The 23446-nt window shown below is 70.3% G+C and carries 22 protein-coding genes; 9 read left to right on the top strand and 13 right to left on the bottom strand.

What is annotated here, in order from left to right; genetic code table 11:
• Window positions 1–7: 7 nt before the first annotated feature.
• Complete coding sequence (mctP, locus tag AB0M56_RS00620) at window positions 8–1669, bottom strand: monocarboxylate uptake permease MctP (RefSeq protein WP_364169298.1); 1662 nt, start codon at window positions 1667–1669, stop codon at window positions 8–10.
• A complete protein-coding gene (locus AB0M56_RS00615; protein ID WP_364169295.1) occupies window positions 1666–1944 on the bottom strand; it encodes a DUF3311 domain-containing protein in 279 nt (92 codons plus the stop codon). The genes mctP and AB0M56_RS00615 overlap by 4 nt, the downstream gene beginning before the upstream one ends.
• 281 nt (window positions 1945–2225) lie before the next feature.
• On the opposite strand from AB0M56_RS00615, the gene AB0M56_RS00610 reads away from it, so the two are divergent.
• Window positions 2226–2513 carry a helix-turn-helix transcriptional regulator gene (locus AB0M56_RS00610; protein WP_354865441.1) on the top strand — a complete coding sequence of 96 codons (288 nt, stop codon included), beginning with the start codon at window positions 2226–2228 and terminating at the stop codon, window positions 2511–2513.
• On the opposite strand, the gene AB0M56_RS00605 is transcribed toward AB0M56_RS00610, so the two are convergent.
• The 9 genes from AB0M56_RS00605 to AB0M56_RS00565 all read right to left on the bottom strand — a co-directional run bounded on the left by AB0M56_RS00605 (window position 2510) and on the right by AB0M56_RS00565 (window position 12778).
• Window positions 2510–3085 carry an EndoU domain-containing protein gene (locus tag AB0M56_RS00605; protein ID WP_364169292.1) on the bottom strand — a complete coding sequence of 192 codons (576 nt, stop codon included), beginning with the start codon at window positions 3083–3085 and terminating at the stop codon, window positions 2510–2512. The two genes, AB0M56_RS00610 and AB0M56_RS00605, sit on opposite strands and share 4 nt — an antisense overlap.
• A 147-nt stretch (window positions 3086–3232) precedes the next feature.
• Window positions 3233–4510, bottom strand: a complete 1278-nt coding sequence (locus AB0M56_RS00600) for a DUF6297 family protein (protein WP_364169290.1) — start codon at window positions 4508–4510, stop codon at window positions 3233–3235.
• Window positions 4511–4553: 43 nt separating this feature from the next.
• Window positions 4554–5159, bottom strand: a complete 606-nt coding sequence (locus AB0M56_RS00595; protein WP_364170698.1) for an ABC transporter ATP-binding protein — start codon at window positions 5157–5159, stop codon at window positions 4554–4556.
• A 140-nt stretch (window positions 5160–5299) separates the two neighbouring features.
• Window positions 5300–7120, bottom strand: coding sequence for a phosphoenolpyruvate carboxykinase (GTP) (locus AB0M56_RS00590; RefSeq protein ID WP_364169287.1), 1821 nt, complete (start codon window positions 7118–7120; stop codon window positions 5300–5302).
• 347 nt (window positions 7121–7467) lie between these two features.
• Entirely contained in the window at window positions 7468–8163 is a 696-nt protein-coding gene (locus tag AB0M56_RS00585) for a hypothetical protein (RefSeq protein WP_364169284.1), read from the bottom strand.
• 99 nt (window positions 8164–8262) lie between these two features.
• Window positions 8263–10089: a dynamin family protein gene (locus AB0M56_RS00580; protein ID WP_364169281.1), complete on the bottom strand. Its 1827-nt coding sequence runs from the start codon at window positions 10087–10089 to the stop codon at window positions 8263–8265.
• Window positions 10086–10415 (bottom strand): nucleotide exchange factor GrpE, encoded by a 330-nt coding sequence (grpE, locus tag AB0M56_RS00575; RefSeq protein ID WP_364170696.1) that lies wholly within the window; start codon window positions 10413–10415, stop codon window positions 10086–10088. The genes AB0M56_RS00580 and grpE overlap by 4 nt, the downstream gene beginning before the upstream one ends.
• Window positions 10416–10619: 204 nt before the next feature.
• Entirely contained in the window at window positions 10620–11246 is a 627-nt protein-coding gene (locus tag AB0M56_RS00570) for a hypothetical protein (protein WP_364169278.1), read from the bottom strand.
• Between the two features lie 32 nt (window positions 11247–11278).
• Window positions 11279–12778, bottom strand: coding sequence for a dynamin family protein (locus AB0M56_RS00565; protein ID WP_364170694.1), 1500 nt, complete (start codon window positions 12776–12778; stop codon window positions 11279–11281).
• Window positions 12779–12976: 198 nt separating this feature from the next.
• Between AB0M56_RS00565 and AB0M56_RS00560 the strand changes: the two genes are divergently transcribed.
• From AB0M56_RS00560 to trmB, 8 genes are all read left to right on the top strand, one after another.
• Window positions 12977–14176 (top strand): histidine kinase, encoded by a 1200-nt coding sequence (locus tag AB0M56_RS00560; RefSeq protein WP_364170692.1) that lies wholly within the window; start codon window positions 12977–12979, stop codon window positions 14174–14176.
• Window positions 14173–14829 (top strand): response regulator transcription factor, encoded by a 657-nt coding sequence (locus AB0M56_RS00555; RefSeq protein WP_364169276.1) that lies wholly within the window; start codon window positions 14173–14175, stop codon window positions 14827–14829. The genes AB0M56_RS00560 and AB0M56_RS00555 overlap by 4 nt, the downstream gene beginning before the upstream one ends.
• 203 nt (window positions 14830–15032) lie before the next feature.
• Entirely contained in the window at window positions 15033–15974 is a 942-nt protein-coding gene (locus tag AB0M56_RS00550) for an ABC transporter ATP-binding protein (RefSeq protein WP_364169273.1), read from the top strand.
• A 38-nt stretch (window positions 15975–16012) separates the two neighbouring features.
• Window positions 16013–16762, top strand: coding sequence for an ABC transporter permease (locus tag AB0M56_RS00545; RefSeq protein ID WP_364169270.1), 750 nt, complete (start codon window positions 16013–16015; stop codon window positions 16760–16762).
• Window positions 16763–16922: 160 nt separating this feature from the next.
• Window positions 16923–17831 (top strand): ATP-binding cassette domain-containing protein, encoded by a 909-nt coding sequence (locus AB0M56_RS00540; RefSeq protein ID WP_364169267.1) that lies wholly within the window; start codon window positions 16923–16925, stop codon window positions 17829–17831.
• Window positions 17828–18571 (top strand): hypothetical protein, encoded by a 744-nt coding sequence (locus AB0M56_RS00535; RefSeq protein ID WP_364169264.1) that lies wholly within the window; start codon window positions 17828–17830, stop codon window positions 18569–18571. Before AB0M56_RS00540 ends, AB0M56_RS00535 begins: the two co-directional genes overlap by 4 nt.
• A 356-nt stretch (window positions 18572–18927) precedes the next feature.
• Window positions 18928–19422 (top strand): hypothetical protein, encoded by a 495-nt coding sequence (locus tag AB0M56_RS00530; RefSeq protein ID WP_364169261.1) that lies wholly within the window; start codon window positions 18928–18930, stop codon window positions 19420–19422.
• A gap of 120 nt (window positions 19423–19542) precedes the next feature.
• Window positions 19543–20250, top strand: coding sequence for a tRNA (guanosine(46)-N7)-methyltransferase TrmB (trmB, locus tag AB0M56_RS00525; RefSeq protein WP_255638557.1), 708 nt, complete (start codon window positions 19543–19545; stop codon window positions 20248–20250).
• Window positions 20251–20471: 221 nt separating this feature from the next.
• On the opposite strand, the gene AB0M56_RS00520 is transcribed toward trmB, so the two are convergent.
• A complete protein-coding gene (locus tag AB0M56_RS00520) occupies window positions 20472–22736 on the bottom strand; it encodes an ABC transporter permease (RefSeq protein ID WP_364169257.1) in 2265 nt (754 codons plus the stop codon).
• Window positions 22733–23428, bottom strand: a complete 696-nt coding sequence (locus tag AB0M56_RS00515) for an ABC transporter ATP-binding protein (protein ID WP_364169255.1) — start codon at window positions 23426–23428, stop codon at window positions 22733–22735. Before AB0M56_RS00515 ends, AB0M56_RS00520 begins: the two co-directional genes overlap by 4 nt.
• Window positions 23429–23446 lie beyond the last annotated feature (18 nt).

Here is a 23446-nt window from a genome sequence, read left to right as displayed (position 1 = left end):
CTGAATCTCAGTGCACGCCGATGGGCCGCAGGTCCTTGTCGTGCTCGTCCGCGTGGTAGTCCGCCGGCTGGGTCTCGTCGACACCGGGGTTCCACTTCGCCGCGTGCGCGATGGCCGAGACGATCACGGCCACCAGCACGTTGGCGATCAGCGCTACGAAGCCCGGGTAGATCTGCACGGTCGTCAGGCCGGTGCCCGAGAACGGGTGCCAGCCGAAGATCGACAGGTTGCCCATCGCGAGCGCCGAGCCGCCGAAGTGCAGCTTTCCGTTGGCGGGGTTGGGGATCCCGTACAGCATGATCAGGCCCCAGCCCATGCCCACGACCCAGCCGGCGATGAGGCCGGCCTTGTGCAGCCACCGCGTGTACAGCGCGAGCGCCACGGCGGGCAGCGTCTGCAGGATCAGGACACCGCCGATGAGCTGCAGGTCGATGGAGAACTGCGGGTCGATCAGGATGATCACCAGCACCGCGCCGAGCTTCACGATCAGCGACGCGAGCTTGGCCTGCTTGGCTTCCTGCTTCGGCGTCGCGTTCTTGCGGATGTACTCCTTGTAGATGTTGCGCGTCCACAGGTTCGCCGCCGCGATCGACATGATCGCGGCCGGCACCAGCGCGCCGATGCCGATCGCGGCGAACGCGATGCCGGCGAACCAGTGTGCGAACTGCGAGTCGAACAGCAGCGGGACGATGGTGTTGCCGTCGGGCTTGCCGGTCGCGTTGTTGGTCAGCGGCTTCACGCCGGCGCTGATCGCGACGTACCCGAGCAGCGCGAGCAGGCCGAGCACCAGCGAGTACGCTGGCAGGGCGACCATGTTGCGCTTGATCACGTTGCGCCCACGCGAGGCGAGCACGCTCGTGAGCGAGTGCGGGTAGAGGAACAGCGCGAGCGCCGAACCGAGGGCCAGCGTGGCGTACTGCAACTGGTTGGCCGACGTCAGCAGGATCGAGCCCGCCGGCTTGCCCGTGGCCGGGCTCGGCGTGGCCAGCTTCGTGGCGGCCTGGTTGAAGATGTGGTCCCAGCCGCCGAGCTTCGAGGGCAGGTACACGATCGCCACGATGATCACGATGTAGATCAGGATGTCCTTGACGAACGCGATCAGCGCGGGCGCGCGCAGGCCCGACTGGTACGTGTACAGCGCCAGGATCAGGAACGCGACCAGCAGCGGCAGGTGCCCGACGATGCCGGAGCCGTTGATGCCCATCGTGCGAAGCACGGCCTCGAGGCCCACCAGCTGCAGCGCGATGTACGGCATGGTCGCGACGATTCCGGTGATGGCGATGAGGAACGCGAGCGTCGGCGAACCGAACCGGCCGCGGACGAAGTCGGCCGGCGTCACGTAGCCGCGCGAGCGGCTGACGGACCACATGCGCAGCGCGGGCAGCAGCACGATCGGGTAGACGACGATCGTGTAGGGCAGCGCGTACATGCCGAGCGCGCCGGCACTGAACACCAGCGCGGGCACGGCGACGAACGTGTACGCCGTGTAGAGGTCCCCTCCGAGCAGGAACCACGTGATCCACGCGCCGAACTTGCGGCCGCCGAGGCCCCACTCGTCGAGGTGGTCGAGGTTCGCGCCGGCCTTCCAGCGCGACGCGACGAACCCGAGCACGGTGACGAGCGCGAAGAGGATGACGAAGATGGTCAGCTGGACCCACTGGATGGTCATCGGCTTTCACCCTCGTCGAGGTCGTCCACGCTCAGCTTGTCCGGCTCGTCAGTGGTCGGCTCCTTGCGGGTCGCCCAGTAGACGATGCCGGTGCACAGCACGCCGGCGGCGACGAACACGAGCTGGAACCAGTAGAAGAACGGCATGCCGAAGAGGCGGGGGCCGTCGAAGTTGAACAACGGCGTGACCAGGATCAGCAGCGGGACGATCAGCAACAGGTTCCACGGGCTGAATTGGAACCCGCGCACCCGCCCGTCCTGTTTGGTTGTGGACATCGGACCTCACTTAACACTCACGCAACACACAACGGGCCTGACCCTAGGACTTCAGCCACGTGGACGTCACACAAACCGGGCAACGATTTGGCCATTCCAGGTCCAGCTGTGGACAACCTCGTGGACAGCTGTCCGGGACCGGTTTCGGTGTTGATCTAGGGGCGGTAGCGGCGGTCAGCACAGGCACCAGGTGTTGTGGTTGCCTGGCCGGAGCGAGTTTCCACACCTTGTGCACAGAGTTGTCCACAGGCAGTGGACAACTTTCGACTAGACTGCGGGGCATGGTTCGGGTCCCGTTGACGGATGAAGAGCGCTCCCGCGGTGAGCGCCTCGGGGTGGCGCTGCGCGCTGCCCGCGCGGGCCGCAGCATGGTCGACGTCGCGGCCGAGGCCGGGATCTCGGTGGAAACGCTGCGGAAGATCGAGACCGGGCGCATCCCGACGCCGGCGTTCTTCACGGTCGCGGCGATCGCCGACGCGGTGGGGGTGCCGCTCGACGTGCTGCGGACGGCGTGCGAAGACGCCGAAGCGGACCCCGCGTTCAAGGCCGCGTTGTCCCAAGCCAGCTAGGCGCGCAGCTTCCCCAGGATGTGCTCCCGGTCGTTGATGAACGCACACGCGCGGACCGGAAGGTCGAAGGAGTTCAGGAGCTTCTCGAAGTCCGAGGTCTCGTCCGGGCTGAGCGGCACGTCGGCGATGGTGATGTGGGCGGCGAGGGTGTCGGTGAGTTCTTCCCATTCGCCGGACCACTGCAGCGTGCGGTAGTGGGCCAGGTCCTCGACCGGGAGGCGGTCGGCCAGCAGGTCGAGCAGGCTGTCGGTGAAGTAGCTGATGCGGTTCTCGGCGCGGTCGGCCACCGTCGGGTTCGCGGGGTCCCGCGCGGTGTCCGGGTTGCGGATCACGCCCGCGCCGGCGACGGGGTATCCCGTGTGGACGAAGCCCTCCGGGTCGACCAGCACCACGACCTGCACGCCGTAGCGTTCGCCGACGCAGCGCCAGCGGCCGTTGTACTGCCGGGTGCGGGGTTCGCTCGGATCGTTGGCGACGTCCTTGATCACCGCGATGATCTGCTCGTCGGTCCAGCCGGGTGGGAACTCGCTGGTCGCCCGGCGGCCGGTGCCCGGAGCGTGTGCACCGCCCACGTCAGCTCCTCTCGTCCGGTGGGAGCCTACTGTGCCGATCGTTACTAAGCCGACCACAGTCACGGCCGAATGACTTCGTAGCGACGGTTGCGCGCCGCTTGGGGGTCGGCCTACTTTTGGCCGGATTAGTAACCCGCCGGGCGCGGCTCAGCCGAGCAGCGAGAGGGCCGCGATGCCGAGCACGAGGAGGTCAGGTCCGCGGAAGAGCTGGCGAGCGAGGTTCGCGGGCAGCGGGCCCGCCGGCGTGTCGACGAATCCGGCGCTGCTGTAGTCCACGGGCTTGCGCGTGACCGTGCGCAACACCGACAGCACAGCGAGTGCCACGGTCACCCACGACAGCGCGTCGACCGACGTGCCGAGCGCCGCGAGCGCGGCCGCGAGCAGCGCCGACCACACGACGGCGACGACGGCGAGCACCGCGCCGTGAGCGATCACGAGGTCGGAATCCGTGGAGCCCAGCCAACGCCGGCGGCCGGGGTTGCGCCACAGGACGCCGAGGCCGGCGCCGAACGGGGTCAGCGCGACGTAACCCCCGAGGCCGACGAGCACCGAACCCGGCAGCGTCGGCACGGCCACGTGCCCCACCGCCACGGCGAGCGCGACGAGCAGCAGCATCCCCGCGTAGCGCGAGCGCCCCGCGATGCCCGCGACGGCCAGCCTGAGTGGCGTCGGCCGAGCCAGCGACCACCGGCCCGACGCCGTGGCTTCGGGCAGCATCATCATCGGGTCGAGGAACGTGACGGCGACCGAGCGCAGCACGCGCGCGTTCCAGCCGTCGAGCAGGCTCGCGCGGCCCGCGCGCGTGACCGGTTCACCGCCGAACGACAACGCGACGGCGCAGAGCAGGATGCCGGCGCCCGCGTACTGCACCGCGATGGGCCCGAGGTGCGCGGCCGCGATCACGACGCCCACCACGGCCAGCAGCACCGGCCCGCCGACGTCGATGCGCAACGCCGTGCGCCGCGCGGTGGCGAACACCAGCACGGCGCTGCTCACGACCAGGGCGAGCGCCGCGCGCCACAGGTCGAGCGAGCTGCCACCCACGGCCAGCATCAGCCCGGCGAGGTAGGCGACGACGATGACGAAGCCGGTCAGACCGCCCGCCAGCCGGCTCGCCACCACGCGGCGGCGGTCTACGCGGGCGAAGTCCATCCAGGTGAGTTCCGCGGGTTCGGTCCAGACGAAGCCTCGCCGAAGCAGGCTGCGCCAGCCCACCGCGCAGCAGAGCGTGACCAACCCGAGGACGGCGGGATAGTCCACAGGGGACGGTCCGAAAAGGACTCGGTGCCACGCGTCGGTGCGGAAGAACGCGGTGAAGAGGAAGCCGACGCCGAAGATGAGGACGAAGGTGGCGCTGTCGCCGCTGAAGATCCCGCCGAAGCGCTTCCGGCCGGGGACGCGGAGGCGGGTGCCGAGGGCTACCACGGAGTGACCCCGCTTTCGGCCGCGCGGGTGGGGGAGGCCGGGGTCACCACAGTTCGAGGACGCTGTCGGCCGCGTCGAGGAGGGGTTGGTGGTGAGTGGCGACCACGACGGCGGCGCCGGAGGAGGTGGAGCGTTTGATCAGGTCCACGAGCCAGTCTTTGCCCGCGGTGTCGAGGGCGCGTTCGGGTTCGTCGAGGAGGAGGACCTTGTGCGGGCGGGCCGTGACGCCGAGGAGCAGCAGCCGGCGGCGCTGGCCCGCGGAGAAGTGGCCGGCGGTGACGCGCGCGCGGTCGGCGAGGCCGGCATCCGCCAGCAACGCGTCGAAGTCGCCGAGATCAACACCGAAGGAGCCGGCCAGGAGTTCCAGGTGCTGCATCGGTGTGAGCTCCGCGAAGAAGTCGGAGTCGTCGAAGAGCACGGAGACCTTGCGGCGGAAGGCGACGCTGCGTTCGTCGGGCTTCTCGCCGTCGATGTGGACACGGCCGCGCTGGGGGTCCTGCATGCCGTACAGACACCGGAGCAGGGTGGACTTGCCGACGCCGTTGGGGCCGACGAGCACGGCGCACTCGCCGGGGTCGACGGAGAAGTCCAGGTCGTCGAGCAGCCACAGGTCGCCGGCCTTCACGCCGAGGCCGCGGGCGTCGATGATCATCGGCGGGACCACCGTTGCGCGAAGGCTTCCATGCAGCTCACGCTACCGGGCACCCCTGACGATCTTGAGGCTGCCGGAGCACGAAGGGGACGTTCGCACCACAACGGCACGAACGTCCCCTTCGGACGGACAGAACGTCAGCTCAGGCGATGGGCCAGCGCGTCGAGCTCGTCACGCAGGGAGGTGGGCACCTCGCCGATCTTCTCGAACCACTCCTCGATCAGCGGCAGCTCCGCGCGCCACTCTTCGGCGTTGACCTGCAGAGCCGCCTCGATGTCCGAAGCCGGCTCGGTGAGGCCCTCGGTGTCGAGGTCCTCGGCGCGCGGTACGAAGCCGATCGGCGTCTCGACCGCGTTGCCCTTGCCCTCGACGCGCTCGACGACCCACTTGAGCACGCGCGAGTTCTCGCCGAAGCCCGGCCACAGGAACCGGCCGTCGTCGCCGCGGCGGAACCAGTTGACGTAGAAGATCTTTGGCAGCTTGTTCGCGTCGGCGTTCTTGCCCAGCGTCAGCCAGTGCTTGAAGTAGTCACCGGCGTGGTAGCCGAGGAACGGCAGCATCGCCATCGGGTCGCGGCGCACGTTGCCCACCGCGCCGGCCGCGGCGGCCGTGGTCTCCGACGACATCGTGGCGCCCATGAACACGCCGTGCTGCCAGTCGCGGGCCTCGTTCACCAGCGGCACCGTGGTCTTGCGGCGGCCGCCGAACAGGATCGCCGAGATCGGCACACCCTGCGGGTCGTCCCACTCCGGCGCGAGGATCGGGCACTGCGACATCGGCGTGCAGTAGCGCGAGTTCGGGTGCGCGGCCTTCTCCTCGGACGCCGGCGTCCAGTCCTGGTGCTTCCACGACGTGGCGTGCTCGGGCGTGTTCTCCATGCCCTCCCACCAGATGTCGCCGTCGTCGGTGAGGGCGACGTTCGTGAAGACAGTGTTGCCCTTTTCGATGGTGCGCATGGCGTTCGGGTTGGTGTGCCAGTCGGTGCCCGGCGCGACGCCGAAGAAGCCGAACTCCGGGTTCACGGCGTAGAGACGGCCGTCTTCACCGAAGCGCATCCACGCGATGTCGTCGCCGAGGGTCTCGGCGCGCCAGCCCGGGATGGTCGGCTGCAGCATCGCGAGGTTGGTCTTGCCGCAGGCGCTCGGGAACGCCGCCGCGACGTAGTGGACCTTGTCCTCCGGCGAGATCAGCTTCAGGATCAGCATGTGCTCGGCGAGCCAGCCCTCGTCGCGCGCCATGACCGAGGCGATGCGCAGCGAGTAGCACTTCTTGCCCAGCAAGGAGTTGCCGCCGTAACCCGAGCCGTAGCTCCAGATCGCGCGCTCCTCGGGGAAGTGCGAGATGTACTTGGTGTCGTTGCAGGGCCAGGCGACGTCCTTCTGGCCCGGCTCGAGCGGCGCGCCCACGGAGTGCAGCGCCGGCACGAAGTCGCGCTCGGTGCCGTCCGGGTTGATGAACTTGTCCAGCGCCGCCTTGCCCGCGCGGGTCATCACGCGCATCGACGCCACGACGTAGGCGAAGTCGGTGATTTCCAGACCCAGCTTGGGGTTCTCGTCGGAGAGCGGACCCATGCAGAACGGGATCACGTACATCGTGCGGCCCCGCATGCACCCGCGGTACAGCTCGGTCATCGTGGCCTTCATCTCGGCCGGCGCGACCCAGTGGTTCGTGGGGCCGGCGTCCTGCTCACGCTGCGAGCAGATGAAGGTCCGGTCCTCGACACGAGCGACGTCGCCCGGGTCGGAAGTGGCCCAGTAGGAGTTCGGCTTGGCCTTCAGCTTTACGAAGGTCCCGGCCTCGACCAGCTCGTCGTTGATCTTCGCGGCCTCTTCGTCGGACCCGTCGACCCACACCACGCGGTCCGGGGTGGTCAGCTCGGCGACCTCCCGGACCCAGGACAGCACGCCACTGTGCGTCGTCGGCGCATTGTCCAGTCCGGGGATGGCGACTGCGGTCATCTCTACTCCTGACTTCCGACGACAAATAAGCCCACACGCCGGACCGCGGTGTCCGGGTGCGGGCCTCGTTGCCGGCGACCGAATGGCTTCGCACACCGGGGGTGAGCCGGTGTGCGGGTTTTGGGATTCCTCGACTGTAGCCGGATGACCGGCAGGTAACCGAGAGCTGACCTGTCGGTTCTCTCACAAGAACGATAAGGGAATCGATTCAGTTGTCACCGGATTGGTCCAGCGCCGGAAATCCTTTCGATGCGGGGTGCTCAATTCGGGCGAAGATCACTGCGTTCGGCGAAACGACAACGGGCCCGGCGAGTGCCGGGCCCGTTGTGACGTGAGTTACAAATGGGTCAGTTGGGGCTGATCCATTGTCCGGTTCCCGAATCGATCTTCGCGACTCCCGAAAGCAACTGCGTGCCGTCGCCGCCCCAGGCCGCGTCGCCGGCCGGGTCGGCCGCGCGGACGCCGGCGGCCTCGGCCTCGGTCCACTGGCCGTCGCCGGTGTGCTCGTAAGTGTGCGTGCTGCCGTCGGCGCCGATCTCCACCGCGACGTCGGCCTCGCCGTCGCCGTCGGTGTCGGTGAACGCCATCGTGCCGCCGTCCTTGGTCTCGACGATCGCGGTGTCGCTGTGCCCGTCGTGGTCGGTGTCGATCGTGGCGACGCCGGCGTCGACCTCGCCGTCGGGCAGGTCGGCGTGGATGTGGCCGGTCGTGGAGTTGTCCTGCGAATGCGGTTCGGTGCCGCCCGGGTGCTCAGCACCGCCGGACTCGACCCACGCACCGCTCGATTCATCGTAAACCGCCTGGTCCACGACGTGGCCGGAGCTGTCCAGCACGGCGTACTGGTCGGCGACGCCGTCGCCGTCCGAGTCGATGAACGCCTGCGCTGTGCCGTCGTCGTGCTCCACGATGGCGGTGTCGTTCACGCCGTCGGAGTCGACGTCGTAGTTGACCTCCGCCTGGTAGTCCTGGCCCTCGACGTGGACCGTCATGTCCTCGGGCCCGCTGGCGTCGGTGTCGGTGCCGCCACTCTCGTCGACCCACATGGGAAAAGCCCCCTTTTAGGACCGGGTCTCGCCGGCTGCGTTCAGCTGTCGATCGGTAGGACTCACGTTAGGCCGGTTCGGTTCCGGTCCACAAGCTGATCAACCCCGGTCACGCAGCGTTCGGATGCGCCCGAGCAGCGATTCCGCCCTCGCGTGGCCGTCGGTGGCCTCCTTCAGGCGCTTCGAAACGATCGCGATGTTCTTCGCCCGCTCCTGCGCGCCCATCTTGATCGTGCGGTCCACGTCCTTGAGCTCGGCCTCGATCGCCTCGATGCGGCGGCTCAGCGCCTCGTCGAGCGCCATCGACAGCTGCTGCTCGGCTTCGATGAGCTGCTCGGCCACGAGCTGGTCGAGCGTGGAGCGTGCGTCGGCGATGGCCTCCACCAGCCATTGCTTCATGTGCTGCTTGTCGGCGGCGTGCTTGCGCGTGCGGGCCATCCACCAGCCGGCACCGAGGCCGATGATGATCGTGGCCGGCAGCACCACCGGGTTCAGGATCGCGACGCCGGCCAGCGGCAACGCGGCGATCTTGCCCGCGCCGACGCCGCCCGAGATGCCCATGAACACCAGCAGCTTGTCCTCGGCCGTCGGCGGCTTCTTGTCCGGCGGCCGCAGCACGACGGGCGGCCCGCCGGCCCGCGCGAACTGCGCGCGGATCACGTCGAGCTCCTCGGGGGAGAACAGCTCGGACAGCGCCACGTTGGTCACGTGGTTCAGCCGTTGCGAAAGCAGCATCGAGACGCGCTGCGACGTCGTCTGCAACGCGAGGTCCACCTGCTGCGGCAACGCGGCCAGCTCGTCGCGCTTCGCCGAGTCGATGCGCTGGCGGAAGTGGGTCTGGGCGTCGCGCATTTCGCGGCTGCTCTCGTGGCCGACTTCCACGCGGGTGCGCTGGATCTCGCCCCGCAACTTCAGCTGCCAGCCGCGGGTGGACGAGCGGCGTTCGGCCTGCAGGTGGTCCCGGCGTTCGCGCAGCTGTTCCGCCTCGGCCTCGCCCGCCGAGAGCGCCCGGCTCTCGGCCTGCAGCTTCGCCTTGATGCCGGCCAGCGCGCTGGAGAGCGCGCGCAGGGTGTTGGCCTCGGCCAGCATCATCGAGCGGCCGACGAGCATCTCCTGCAACGCGACCTGCACGGCGGCGATACCCGACTTCTCGCGCAGCATGGCCGCGACCTGCTCGTTCGGCGCTTTCGCGGCCGTTTCGAACACGCGGGCCGAGACGGGGTGGAACACCGCGTCGGCGAAGCGCGGGGCGTGCTCGGCGAGCAGCTGCCGGTCGGCCTCGAGGATCTCGCGCCAGCCGCGGAACGCGTCGGTCTTGGCCAGCACGAACAGCACGGTTTCGACGCGGTCGGCGACGTCGCGCAGGAACTGCAGCTCGGTGGACGTGAACGGCGCCGACGCGTCGAGCACGAACACCAGCGCCGTCGCGCTCGCCGCCGCCTCGCGGGCCAGCTCGCCGTGCAGCGAGTCGAGGCCGCCGACGCCCGGGGTGTCGACGAGCGTCACGCGCTCCAGCAGCGGCACCGGCCCGGACACCTCGACGTAGCGCGGCGGGATCTGACCCGGCGGCAGCTCGTGGGCGGCCGAGACCCAGTTGACCAGCTCGGTCAGCTGGATCGGCACCGGCGCGAGCTGCCCGGGGTAACAGGCCTGCGCGCCCCACTGCTCCGCGTGCTCGAAGACGAGGTAGGTGGCGGTGGCGACGTCAGCGTCCACAGGGGACAGTCCTGGAGTCGCGAGCAGCGCGTTGACCAGCGTGCTCTTGCCGCGGTTGGTCTCGCCGACGACCACGACCGACGGTTTCGCCGCGCGCACCCGGCGCACGTCGTCCACCCACTTGGCAGCCTGCGGATCGGCGTCGCGGACCACGGTGAGCAGCTGCTCGCGCGCGGCCTGGACCTGGGCGGGAAGGCTGGGTGAGGTCACTGGGCTCGCTTCGCGTAGACGGTGACGATGGGCGCGCGCAGCAGCCGCTGGCCCTCGGCGAACCCGATCACCTCGGTCTCGGCGACCACGCCGTCGAGCGCCGGGTCGTCGGTGGGGATCGCGCCGCCGGCCTCGTGGCACGCGGGGTCGAAGCGCTCGCCGTCGGGGCGCAGCGCGGTGACGCCGATGTCGGCGAGGCCATGTTCGAGCCGCTGGACCACACCGCCGCTGCGGGCACGGTCGAGCGCGTAGAGGCAGAGCTGGATGAGCGCCTGACGATCGGCCAGCGCGCGTTCGAGATCACCGGGGGCAGCTACGACGTCCACATCCGTGTTCGACGCGGACGTGTCGGTGGTGGTTCCGGGCTCCCCGTCGGCGGGTTCCGTGCCGCGGTTGCGGAACCAGGCCACACCCCTCACCCCCGCCTCGTCCCGCGGACCGCCCGTTCGGCCCGCCGGGATTCCACCAGTCCGGAGCAGATCTTCGCCAGTCGGGCGCGAATCCGGGAGCGCAAACGCTTGCGCGCGCCGTCAGGCGAGGTCGCGGATCACCGAGCGCATCGCCTGCTCCAGCGAAGGCACGTCTTCGGCGAAGCGGGAAGACACGAGGATCTGGTCCTCGGCGGTCCGGAGCCAGACGCGGCCCGCCACGGAGATCTCGATGACCGACAGCCGAAAGGGCCGCGCACGCCGGCCGAGGTCGACTTCGGTCTCGCGGACGAGCTGCCCCAGCCGGTCGCCCGCCACGATCTGCCGCCGGTAGAAGCCCGCGGCGCCCAACGCGGCGTGCAGAGCCGGCCGGCGAGCCTCCGTGAAGTGGCGCGCGGCGGCGGATGTGAAGTGCTGGATGGCCAGGTCGATGGCCGAGCCGTCGCCGGGCGCGGGCCGGCCGAAGCGGCCGCGGGGCGTCCGCGAACCCGATTCGCCGCGGAGCCGGATGAACTCCAGGAGATCGGTCCACCAGTCCGCCCACTGGGCCTGAACGGCGGCGCGGTCGATGGCCGGCGGCACGCGCACCGGCACCGCGGGCTCTACCGGCGGCAGCAGCTGGCCCTCGGCGACCGACAACGCGAGCACGTCCCGGAGGTACAGAGCGATGTCGATCTCCTGCTCGCTCCCCCAGGACGCCCGCCACGAGGTGGTGTTCTCCAGCCGCACGAAATCCACCCTACGCGTGAACGACGACAAACCTAGGGCATGCGGATCTGTTGCCAGATCAGGAAATAGGCCCGGTGAACGACGTGCGCCACGCGGCTCTGCGCGGGCGTTGCGCCGAACGAAGCAAAGGAGCGCCACCAGCCCGCGCGTTCGAGGGCGTGAGCGGCCAGTTCCGGCCGGGCGGCGCCGGGGAGCCCGAGCTGTGCGCCGAGGTCGGCGTTGCTGCCGACGCGCAACACCTCTTCCGCGAGGTCCTCCGGCATGTCGACGGCTCCGGAGGCCACCAGCGTCAACGCCTCCAGCAGCCGCAGCTGATGTGCCTCCGGCTTGGCGAGCAGGACCTCGATCGCGTCGTGCACGCGCTGGCGTTCGCCGGGATCGCCCGACGCGTGGGCCAGCGCGGTCACCGACGCCAGCGCCGCGGCGGCCTTGATCCCGTCGGCGCGCGCCGCGAAGACGATGGCCAGGCGCTGGCGCACCGCGTCGAGGCCCGACGCGTCGAGCAGCACCCGACGCAGAGCTCCCGCGGTGATGGCGGGTTCGGCGCGGATCGCGTCGACGGCGCGGCGGACGCCGTAGAGGTCGAGCTTCTCCAGCAGCCGCAGCCGGACGCCGGCGGGCACGTCGCACTCCCAGCTGGTGAAGATGTCGGCCGAGATGAGCATGGTCTCGAGGACGTCGTCGTCGAGGTCGGCGAGCTGGTGCAGCGCGTCGGCGTCGGCCGAGGTGAAGCCGCCCGACTCGGCCGACTCGGCGATCAGGCCGATCACCGGCAGCACGTCGGCGACGCGCGGCTTGAGCGTGCTCGCCTGCTTCTCCGCGAGCAGCTTCGCCGCCACCCAGATGTCGCCGCCCGAGCCCTCGACGGTCTCCGCGACGATCGTGTCCGCCTTGTTCAGCACCGCGATCGCGTTCACCGGGCCCGCCTCGCGGCTCGCGGTGGCGGCGGTGAACGCGGCGAGCGCCTGCTGGTCGTCGGCCCGCACGCCCTGCGTCACCACGTAGAGCACGGCTTCCGCGCCGGCGACGGCATTGCGGGAGGTGTCGTCGAGGTCGTCCGAACCGGTGTCCTCCCGCGCGGCGCCCAGCAGCTGCTCCGTGCGCGAGACGGACGCGGCGTCGAGCGAGCCCAGGCCCGGGGTGTCGATCACGGTCATGCCCTGCAGCACCGCGTTGGTCAGGTAGGCCTCGAGGTGCGAGACCTTCGTGACGTCCACGCCGAGCTCGGCCGGGATCGACCCGTCGGCCGCGAAGGGCAGCACCTGCTTGGTGCCGTCGGTGAACACGACCTCGACGCGGTCGACCGTGCCGTACTGGAAGCGGGTGACCAGGCGCGTGCACTCACCGACGTCGGTGGGCGCGACCCGGCGGCCGATCAACGCGTTGACCAGCGTGGACTTGCCCGACTTGATCCGCCCGGCCACGGCCACCTGCAGCGGCGCGGCGAGCCGGCGCTGCACCTCGGCGAACCCGGCGGCCGTGCGCGGCGAGACCTGCGAGGTGAGCCGGTGGCACAGGTTGGCGACCGACATCGACAGCGGGCCCGCGAGGCGACCCAGCTCCGTCACGGCCCTGGTCCCCTCTCGTCAGTCGTTCCGCCGGGAAATCGTGCCATGCCCGACCACCGCGAGTGCGACCGACAGTGCTACCCGAGGATGACGCGCCGTGCCCGAGTGCGGACCTAATCTTGTCGGGTGCGACGGCTGAGCCTCTGGATGCGTGCCCACCCCATGGTGGGGGACACACTGCTCGCGGTGGTCCTGCTGTTCATCGACTTCGTGCTGTTCGTCGGCGGCAGCGTCGGCCACGAGAACCACCCGCCGCCGTGGTTCATCTCGCTGCCGATCGACGTCGCCATGGTGGCGCCGCTCGTATTCCGGCGGAAGAAGCCTCTGGTCTCGGCTTACGTCGTGTACTTCGTCGCCATCGCGCACGGGGCGCTGTCGCTCGGCTTCTCCTCCGTCGCGGCGCTCGCGATGAGCCTGTACTCGATCCTGGTCTATATCGGGCGCAAGCAGGGGCTGATCTATGTCGGCGCGCTCGTGCTGATGACCGGCGTCGAGGTGTTCACCGACAAGTCGACACCGTGGCTGGGCAACGCGCTGTTCACCGCCTTCGGCATCGCGCTCTGCTGGACGCTCGGCGAGTTCGTCGGTGCGCGGCGCGCGTACCAGCTGGAGGTGGAAGCGCGCCTGCACCTGCTGGAGACCGAACGCGACCAGGCCACGCGCATCGCCGTGGCCGAGGAGCGCGGCCGCATCGCGCGCGAGCTGCACGACGTGGTCGCCCACTCCGTGAGCGTGATGGTCGTACAGGCCGACGGCGCGGCGCTCGCCCTGCCGACCAACCCCGAGCTGGCCGGGCGCGCCCTGCAGACGATCTCCGAAACCGGCCGCGGCGCCCTCGGCGAGCTGCGCCGGCTGCTCGAGGTGCTGCGCGGCGACCACGGCGACGGCGAACCCCGCGTGCCCCAGCCCGACGCCAATGCCCTGGGTGAGCTGGCCGAACGCATGCGTGGCGCCGGCGTTCCCGTGGACCTGCGGGTGGACGACGGCCTCACCGACTTACCCGCCGGCGTCTCCCTCGGCATCTACCGCATCGTGCAGGAGTCGCTCACGAACACGCTCAAGCACGCCGGCACCGGCGCGCGCGCCGAGGTCCACGTGCGGCGCACGACCGAAGGCAAGAACGACACCGTGGAAGTGCTCGTCCGCGACGACGGCGCCGGCCGCGCGCGTCAACTCGAACAGGTGACGGTGGGCGCCGGAGCGCCGTCGAAGAAGGCCCCGCGACTGCAGGTCGCGGGCGGGAACGGACTGATCGGGATGCGGGAGCGCGCGAACGTGTACGGCGGAACGCTGGAGGTGGGCCCAGCGCCCGCCGGTGGGTGGCAGGTGCGGGCCGTGCTGCCCGTTAGGTTGGCGCCGTGATCAAAGTGGTGGTCGTGGACGACCAGGAACTGATGCGCGTCGGCTTCCGCATGGTGCTGGGCGCGCAGGCCGACATCGACGTGGTGGGCGAGGCCGGTGACGGCGCGCAGGCCATCCGCCTGGCCGACGAGCTGCGGCCCGACGTCGTGCTCATGGACGTGCGCATGCCGGTGCTCGACGGGGTGGAGGCCACGAAGCAGATCGTGACCGCCGGGACCGCGCGCGTGCTGGTGATGACCACCTTCGACCTCGACGAGTACGTCTACGCGGCCCTGCAGGGCGGTGCGTCGGGTTTCCTGCTCAAGGACACCCCGCCCGACCACCTCGTGTCGGCGCTGCGGTCCGTCGCTTCGGGCGACGCCGTGGTGTCACCCTCGGTGACCAAGCGGCTGCTCGACCGCTTCGTGGGCGCCGGCGGCTCGCCGGTGCGCGACGCGCGCGAGCTCGACGTGCTGACCGACCGCGAACGCGAGGTCCTCGTGCTCATCGCGAAGGGCATGTCGAACCTCGAGATCGCCGAAACGCTCTTTCTCTCCGAAGCCACGGTGAAGACGCATGTCGGCCGTATCCTGGCGAAACTCGACCTTCGCGACCGCGTGCAGGCCGTCGTGCTTGCCTACGAAACCGGCCTCGCGCGCCCCGGCCTCGGCTGAGTTCTTGATCCACTGTGCTGGTCTTCGGGCGCTGAAGTTCAGGGTCGTCTCAGGGGTTTCACCGATCGCACATCAACCGCGGAAGCGGTTGGGTACTACTCAGGTCGGGTGACGAGTTCGACCCACAGGATGACGCGGAGACCGGTCCACCTCGGTCAGGATATTGCCGGTAAGCGGCCCAGCCGTAGGAGAGGGAGCAGGGGATGATCGAGGCATCAGGTCTCACCAAGCGGTACGGGAACACGCTGGCGGTGAACAACCTGTCGTTCAGCGTGGCCACGGGGAAGGTCACCGGCTTCCTGGGCCCGAACGGCGCCGGCAAGTCCACGACCATGCGCATGATCCTGGGGCTCGACAACCCCACCGCCGGTGAGGTCCGCATCGGGGGCAAGCGGTACCACGACCTGAAGGACCCGCTGCGCACCGTCGGCGCACTGCTCGACGCAAAGTGGGTGCACCCCAACCGCTCCGCCCGCGCGCACCTGATGTGGATGGCGAAGTCCAACCGCATCCCGGCGTCGCGGGTGGACGAAGTGCTCGACGTCGTGGGTCTCACCAGCGTGGCCGGCAAGCGCGCCGGCGGGTTCTCGCTCGGCATGTCGCAGCGGCTGGGGATCGCGGGCGCGCTGCTGGGCGACCCGGAGGTGCTGCTGTTCGACGAGCCGGTGAACGGCCTCGACCCCGAGGGCATCCTCTGGATCCGCAAGTTCATGCACCGCCTGGCCGACGACGGCCGCACGGTGTTCGTGTCGAGCCACCTGCTCTCGGAGATGGCGCTGACCGCGAGCGAGCTCGTGGTGATCGGCAAGGGTCAGCTGATCGCGCAGTCGTCCACCGAGGAGTTCGTGGCGCGCGCCGCGGAGAACACCGTGAAGGTGCGCTCGCCGCAGCTGCCCGTGCTGCGCGAGGCGCTGGTGCGCGCCAGCGCCCAGGTGACCGACTCGGGCGAAGCGCTCATCGTGTCCGGGATGGACAGTGCCAAGATCGGCGAACTCGCGGCCTCCGCGAACGTCGTGCTCCACGAGCTGAGCCCGCAGACCGGGTCGCTCGAGCAGGCCTTCATGCAGATCACCGGCGACTCCGTCGAGTACCACACCGGGCTCGAGGCCGAGGCGCAGCAAGCCCTCCAGCCCACCGCCCGCTGACGACTACTCGTACAACAAGGATTCCGGGGATAAGAACCATGACTCTGCTCGCGGTCGAACGCATCAAGCTGTTCACCACCCGCTCACCGTGGTGGTGCGCCCTCATCGCCATCGTCCTCACCGCCGGCTTCTCCGCCCTCGTGGCAGGCGCGGCGCCGAGCACGGCGACCATCGACGTCGCGACGACGCAGTTCGGCTACCAATTCGGCATCGCCGTGATCATGGTGCTCGCGGCGCTCTCGGTGACCACCGAGTACCGCTTCGGCACCATCCGCACCACGTTCCAGGCCGTGCCGGGCCGCACCTCGGTGCTCGTCGCCAAGGCCACCGTCGTCGCGCTGCTTTCGCTCGTGATCGGTGAGATCGGCGCGTTCGGCGCTTGGGCACTGGGCTACGCCATCCGCCCGTCGGACGCGCTGGCGCTCGACACCTCGGCCGAGTGGATCAACGTCGCCGGCGTCGGCGTGCTCTTCGCGCTCGCCGCGGTGATCGCGGTGGCCATCGGCATCCTGATCCGCCACAGCGCCGGCGCGATCGCGCTGCTGCTGATCTACGTGCTGGCTGTGGAAAGCCTGGTGCAGCTCATCCCGACCGTCGGCCCGAAGATCCACGAGTGGCTGCCGTTCAACGTCGCGGAGAAGTTCCTCCGCGGTGCGGGCGGGGCGGTGCAGGGGCCGCCGCCGTCCGACGCGGTGCTCTCGCAGGGCTGGTCGCTCGCCTACTTCGCCGGCATCGCGATCGTGCTGCTGGCCGTCGCGATCGGCGTCGCGAAGAAGCGCGACGCCTGACAGGAAGACCCACCACAGGGACGTTCGGGCGGAGGCGGCGGGGGCCGAAACCGGCTGAACGGGGGGAAAAGGGGATAGAAGAAAGATCCGGGTCGCCACTTCGGGGGGCGACCCGGATCTTTTCGTTTTCGGTACGCGCTCGGCTCGGTAGGGTTCGCGCGTGCTGGAGACCCACGGGCTGACCAAGTCCTACGGCGAAACCCTGGCCGTCGACGACCTCACCTTCACCGCCGAAGCCGGTCGCGTCACCGGCTTCCTGGGCCCCAACGGCGCCGGCAAGTCCACGACGATGCGGCTGCTGCTGGGCCTCGACACGCCCACGGCCGGCACCGCGCACATCGACGGCCGGCCCTACCGGCAGCTGGCCGATCCACTCCGGACAGTCGGCGCCCTGCTCGACGCGACCTGGCGCCACCCCGGCCGCAGCGCCCGGCAGCACCTGCGCTGGCTCGCCGCGACCAACGGCCTGCCCGACCGGCGCGTCGGCGAGGTCCTCGAGCTCGTGGGCCTCGGTTCCGTCGCGAAGAAGCGCGCGGGCGAGTTCTCCCTCGGCATGCTGCAGCGCCTCGGCATCGCGACCGCGCTGCTGGGCGACCCGAAGGTGCTCCTGTTCGACGAACCCGTGAACGGTCTCGACCCCGAAGGCGTGCTGTGGGTCCGGCAGCTCATGCACTCGCTCGCCGCCGACGGCCGCACCGTGTTCGTGTCGAGCCATCTGCTGCCGGAGATGGAGCAGACGGCGCAGGACCTCGTGGTGATCGGCCGCGGCCGGCTCACCTACCAGGGCACCATGGCCGATTTCGTCCAACGCGCCGGCTCGCGCGGCGTCCGCGTGCGCACGCCCCAGGCCGACGCCCTGCGCACCGCGCTGACCGAGCGCGGGATCGCGTTCACCGACGAGGGCGACGCGCTCTTGGTGTCCGAAGTGGACAGCGACACTTTAGGTGATCTCGCGTTCACGGTCGGTGCCACCCTCCACGAGCTGAGCCCGCTGGCCGGGTCGCTGGAGCAGGCGTACCTGGAGCTGACGGGCCAGACGGCCGCGTTCACGAGCGGAGGTACCCGGTGAACGTGCTGCGGGCCGAACGGATCAAGCTCTTCTCCACCCGCGCACCCTGGTGGTGCGGCGCGTTGTCGGTGCTCGCGCCGCTGGCGTTCACGACGCTGTTCTTCGCGCTGGCCGGCTCGGAGATCACCGCGAGCGTCGGCAACACCCAGCTCGCCACCGGGATCGGCCGCACGGTGGCTCTGGTGCTGGCCGTGCTCGCCGCGACCTCCGACGCGAGCTGGGGCACGCTACGGCTGACGTTCCAGGCCGTGCCGGCGCGCGTGCCCGCGCTGCTCGCGAAGGGTGCCGTGGTGGTGGCCGTCTGCGCGGTGCTCGGGCTGCTCGCGGGCGTGGGCTCGTGGGGCATCGCGTCGCTGGTCCGCCCGGACGCGGATCTCGCCCTGCACTCGGCGAGCGACTGGCGGCTGGTGCTCGGACAGACCGTGACGTTCGCGCTCACCGGGCTGCTCGGCGTCGGCGTCGGGCTGCTCCTGCGGAGCACCGCGCTCGCGTTGACGCTCGTGCTCGTGTGGACCCAGCTCGTGGAGGGGCTGGTGCTGCTGATCCCACGCGTCGGCCCCGACGTCTACCCGTGGCTGCCGTTCTTCGCGGCCGGGCAGTTCGCCGGTGGGGATTTCACCCAAGCGGCGCTCAACGTGACGCCCGCTTTCGGCCCGTGGGGCTACCTCGCGTATTTCGGCGGCATTTGTCTCGCGTTCTACGTCGCCGGCGTGCTCACCGCGAACCGCCGCGACGCCTGACGAGAGCACATTCGCGTTAATCTGCACGTGCAGAACAGGTGTCCACGAGGCAAACGGATTAAGACCGTGTTAAGTCGTTGTGGCTTCTCTCACAGGGAGCGGACATAATGGCAAAGTCCCCAGGATATTCGAGATCAAGAGCGTGCTCGTCCGTCTCAGCTCCCCGGAGGTGAACCTTGACGGTGGACGCTGGTCAGGGGCTCATGAGTCCCATTCCCACAGCCCGCAGCGAAGCGGCACCACAAAATCACGGCGAAGCGGCACCACAAAATCACGGCGACGCGACACTTCGAAGTGACCGTGAAGCGGCACCCCAAAGTCACCGCGCAGCGCCGCGCCAGCCCCGGCTCGAGCCGATGCTGGACCTCGAATGGTCGCAGGCGATCGAGCTGCCGCGGTTCGCGTTGCCCGCGATGAAGCCCGGCGACCTGCGCCAGGCGTGGGTGCACCGCGCGGCCGAAGACCTCGTGCTCGCCCTCTACCGCAGGGCCAGCGGCATGCAGGGCCCGCTGCCCGCGCCGTGGTGGCTGCGCGCCGTCGCCAGTGGCCGGCTCGAGTCGCGTGAGCTCGGGTTCCGCATCGAAGACCGCATCCAGCAGCTGCTTTCCCGCCGCTCCGGCTGGGAGTTCGTGCCCTGGGCCGCCGACGGCGAATCGGGCTACTGGGAGTTCATGCCGTCCGAGCGCGGGAAGTCCGGGCACTCCGTCCCGACGACGGTGCTGAACACCGATCGTCACCCCGGCTGGATCGACGTGCTGCCGGCCCACACGGGCACAACGCCGCACCCGATCGCCGTGTCCGGGCTCGCCGGACTGCGCTCCCGGCTCGGGGAGTTCGAAGCCGTCCGCTGATCAGCCCAACTGTGCCGACGGATACTGATCCGACCACAGACACGGCCGAATGGCTTCGTACAACGGTTACGTGCCGCGTGGGGGTCGGCCTGCTTTTGGCCGGATCAGTATCGTGTCCGGGTGGAGAACGAGGACCAGCCCCGGCTGCGCAGCGTGGTCAGCTTTGTCAACCGCGGCGGCCGGATGACCGTCGGCCAGCAGCGTGCCTGGAACGAACACTGGCCGCGGCTGGGCCGCACGGTCGCCGACCTGCCGGCCGGACCGGTCGACTTCGCCGAGTGGTTCGGCCGCGAGGCGCCGGTGATGCTGGAGATCGGCTCCGGCATGGGCGAGACGACGTCGCAGCTCGCGGCCGCCGCGCCCGAGCTCAACTACGTGGCCGCCGAGGTCTACGACCCGGGCCTGGGCCAGCTGATGCTGCGCGCGGAGAAGCTCGGCGTCGAGAACCTGCGGCTGATGCACGGCGACGCGGTGGTGCTGCTGACCGAGCATGTCGAGCCCGGCGCGCTCGCCGGCGTGCGGCTGTACTTCCCGGACCCGTGGCCGAAGAAGCGCCACCACAAGCGCCGGATCGTGCAGCCGGATTTCGTGGCTCTCGTCGCGTCGCGGCTCGCGCAGGGCGGCACGTTCCACCTCGCCACCGACTGGGAGCACTACGCCGAGCAGATGCTGGAAGTGTGTTCAGCCGAGCCCGCATTGCGCAACCGCTACGCGGATGAACCGGGCGGCTGGGCGCCGAGGCCCGAATGGCGGCCGCGGACGAAATTCGAACAGCGCGCCGACGTCGAAGGCCGAGTGTCACACGACCTCATTTTCGAGAAACGCTGACTGTGCTGCTGCTTGCCAACCCGACCACAGTCACGGCGGGGATGGTTGCGAAGCGTCGTGACCTCCGGTTGGGTCCCCGCCTGCTTTTAGCCGGGTTGGCAAGTGCAGTGGAAAAGACACCGCAAAAAGGCCGCTGCCGGGTCCCACCCCCGGCAGCGGCCTTTTTTCTCCCCTTTTTCACCCCCGGCGTCCGCCCAACCCCGCGAAGGGCGGACCGCCCGCTACTCGTCGGCCAGCGGTTCCGCCTGCACGCGCCGCAGGGCGGGCGTGCAGATCGAGGCCCCGAGCAGCGCCACCCCGACGCCGAGCACGACCGGGGCGAAGATCCACGGGCTGAAGACGATGTCGCCTTCGCCTGCAGTGCTGAACAGCCCGACCCCGACGAGGATGCCGACCACGCCGGCGCCGACCGTCGCGACCAGCGCGGGCAGCGCCGTCTCCATCCGCAGCGCCCTCGAAAGCACCTTCACCGGTGTCCCGGCCGCCATCAGGGCACCGAACGTCCGGCGCCGGTCCATGATCGAGCCGGCCGTGGCGACGGCCGCGCTGCAGCCGGCAAGGATGCCGGCGGCCACCAGGCCGATCACGGTCACCCGGCGCAGGTCCGACAGCTGCGTCTGCTGGTCGTAGAGGTACTGGTCGCGGCTGCCGACCTCCGCGCCCGTCGCGGCCGAGGCCAGTGCAGTGCGGACGATCTCGCGGTCGGCGTCCGTCGTCGGGGCGATCACCGTGGCCGCGCCGAGCTTCACGCCCGCCGGCAGCGCCGCCGGGTCGAGCAGGTAGGAGCTGCTCACGTCGTCGCCCATCTTGAACGTCCCGACCGGCACCGAGCCGAGCGGCTGCCCCGGGTCGGTGGGCTCCGGGTCGCCGACCACGTGGTACTCGGCGGCGTTCAGCTCGTACGGCGCATACAGCCCGACGCCGGGCTTGCAGTCGGCCGCGGTGATCCCCAGCCGCGTCAGCCGGGCGGCGTCGGCGCAGGACATCACGAGTGCCCGCTGGTAGGACCGCTGGTCGCCCGTGCCCTGCACCAGGTACACCTGGCCCACGGCGACCGCGCGTTCCTGCTGGCCGTAGCGGGCCAGCGCGGCGTTGGTGTGGTCCACCACGGCCGCGGCCTTGTCCGGGCTGCTGTCGGCGTAGAGCACCGAGTCGGCGTACGTCCGCCCGCCACCGGCGAGCGACTCGAACGAGGGCAGCAGCGTGAGCGCCATCGAGCCGGTGAACACCGCGAGCACGATGCCCGCCGTGGCGCGGTAGGCGCCCTTCGGGTCGTCGCGCAGCCGGCGCCCGGCCAGCAGCGCCGACGGTCCCCGCCACCCCCGCACGAACGTGCCGCCGACCGCCGAGGTCACCCACGGACCGACCACGATCGCCGACGCGACCAGCAGGAACAATCCGACCAGGATCAGGGTGGCTCCGCCGCCGTCACCGGCGCTGGTCACGGCGTAGAGGAAGAACAGGCCCGCCACCGGCAAGACGAGCAGCCGCCACCAGCGCAGCGGCTTCACGCTGTGGCCGCCGGTCGCGAAGAGCGGGTTGCGCAGCACTCGCCGCAGGCCGAGCACGCCGGCGAGGACCACGAGCGCCGGGATGGCGATCACGATGAAGACCGCGAGCGCGGTCGGCAGCGTGAAGTCCGTGGCCAGCCAGGTGCCGCCGCCCCACGGGACGAACGTCGCCAGGCCGTGCAGCGCCGGACTGATCCCCAGGCCGAGCAGGGCCCCGACACCTGCGGACAGGATCGTTTCCCCGGCGACCATCGACGTGACCTGCCCCGGCGTCGCGCCGGCCAGACGGATCGCGGCGAGCCGGCGTTCGCGCCGGGCCGCGGTGAGCCGCGCCGAAGAAGCGACGAGAACCAGGCTTGGCACCAGCAGCACGATGATGCCGACCCACGCCAGCAGCGTGAGCAGCGGATCTGCCTTCGCCTGCTGGTCCGGGAACGCGCTCACCGGCTGCGCGACGGCCTCCGTCGCGCGTTCGGTCTCCGTGGAAGTGAGCTCCTGCTGGCTGTGGCCGACGAGCGCCACGAGCTGCTCCGGGTACTTCAGCGCCTGGTCACCGAGTGCAGCGACGGGTTTGCCGAACCGGTCGCCGAGCTGGTTGGCCGGCGTGTTGTTCAGCAGCCGGCCCAGTGCGGGCGACACGAGCGTCTCACCCGGTCCAGGCAGCTTCGGGATCCCTGCCGGCAGCTTCAGCCCGGCCGTGTTGCCGGTGGCCGCGACGTCGACGCGGGTGATCTCCTGGTCGTGGAAGTAGTCCTTGGCCCCGCTGACCAGCATGACCGGCGTGCCACTGGTGTCGAAGTTGTCGTACGACTGCCAGATGCCGCGCTGTTCGCGCACCTGCGTCGCGAAGGGCAGTGACGCGAGCAGCAGCACGAGCCCGGTCGCGACTGCGACGCCGACCGCCGTGAGGATCGCCGAGGTGCGGGTCCGTCGGTCGACGCGGAGCACGCGCAGGGCGAGCTGGAGCGAGTTCATGCGGCCAACCTCGTCGCGATGAGGCCGTCGCGGATGGCCACAGTCTTGGGCATCGACTCGGCGAGCTCGCGGTCGTGGGTCACGACGATCACGGCGGCGCCGGACTCCTGCGCGGCACCGAGCAGCGCCTGCATGGTCTCGCGGCCGGTGCGCGTGTCGAGGGCGCCGGTGGGCTCGTCGGCGAAGATCACCTTCGGCCGGTGCGTGAGCGCCCGGGCGATGGCCACGCGCTGGGCCTCACCGCCGGAGAGCTCACCCGGGCGGCGCGTTTCCTTGCCGGCGAGGCCGAGGCGCGCCAGCCACTCGCGGCCCGCCGCGACCGACTCGCGCCGGGCCTTGCCCGCGAGAAGCGACGGCAGCGCCACGTTCTCCTCGGCCGTCAGCTCGGACACGAGCATCCCGGACTGGAAGACGAACCCGAACTCCGTGCGCCGCAGCTCGCTGCGCTTCTTCTCGTTCAGGTTGTCGATGCGCCGGCCCATGAGGTGGATCTCGCCGCCGTCGGCGCGCAGGATGCCGGCCAGCACGTGCAGCAGCGACGTCTTGCCCGACCCGGACGGGCCCACGATGGCCACCGCGTCCCCGGGCTGGATGTCGATGTCGATACCGGCCAGCGCGTACTGCCCGCCGTACCGCTTCACCAGCCCCCGCCCCGACAGCACCGGGCCGGAAGTCCACTGTGGATTGCTCATCCGGGGGTCTCTCCCTCA

Source organism: Amycolatopsis sp. NPDC051372 (genome assembly GCF_040682095.1).
GTDB lineage: Bacteria > Actinomycetota > Actinomycetes > Mycobacteriales > Pseudonocardiaceae > Amycolatopsis.
The sequence above is the reverse complement of the archived record's forward strand: the minus strand, read 5'-3'. Positions and strand labels throughout refer to the sequence as shown.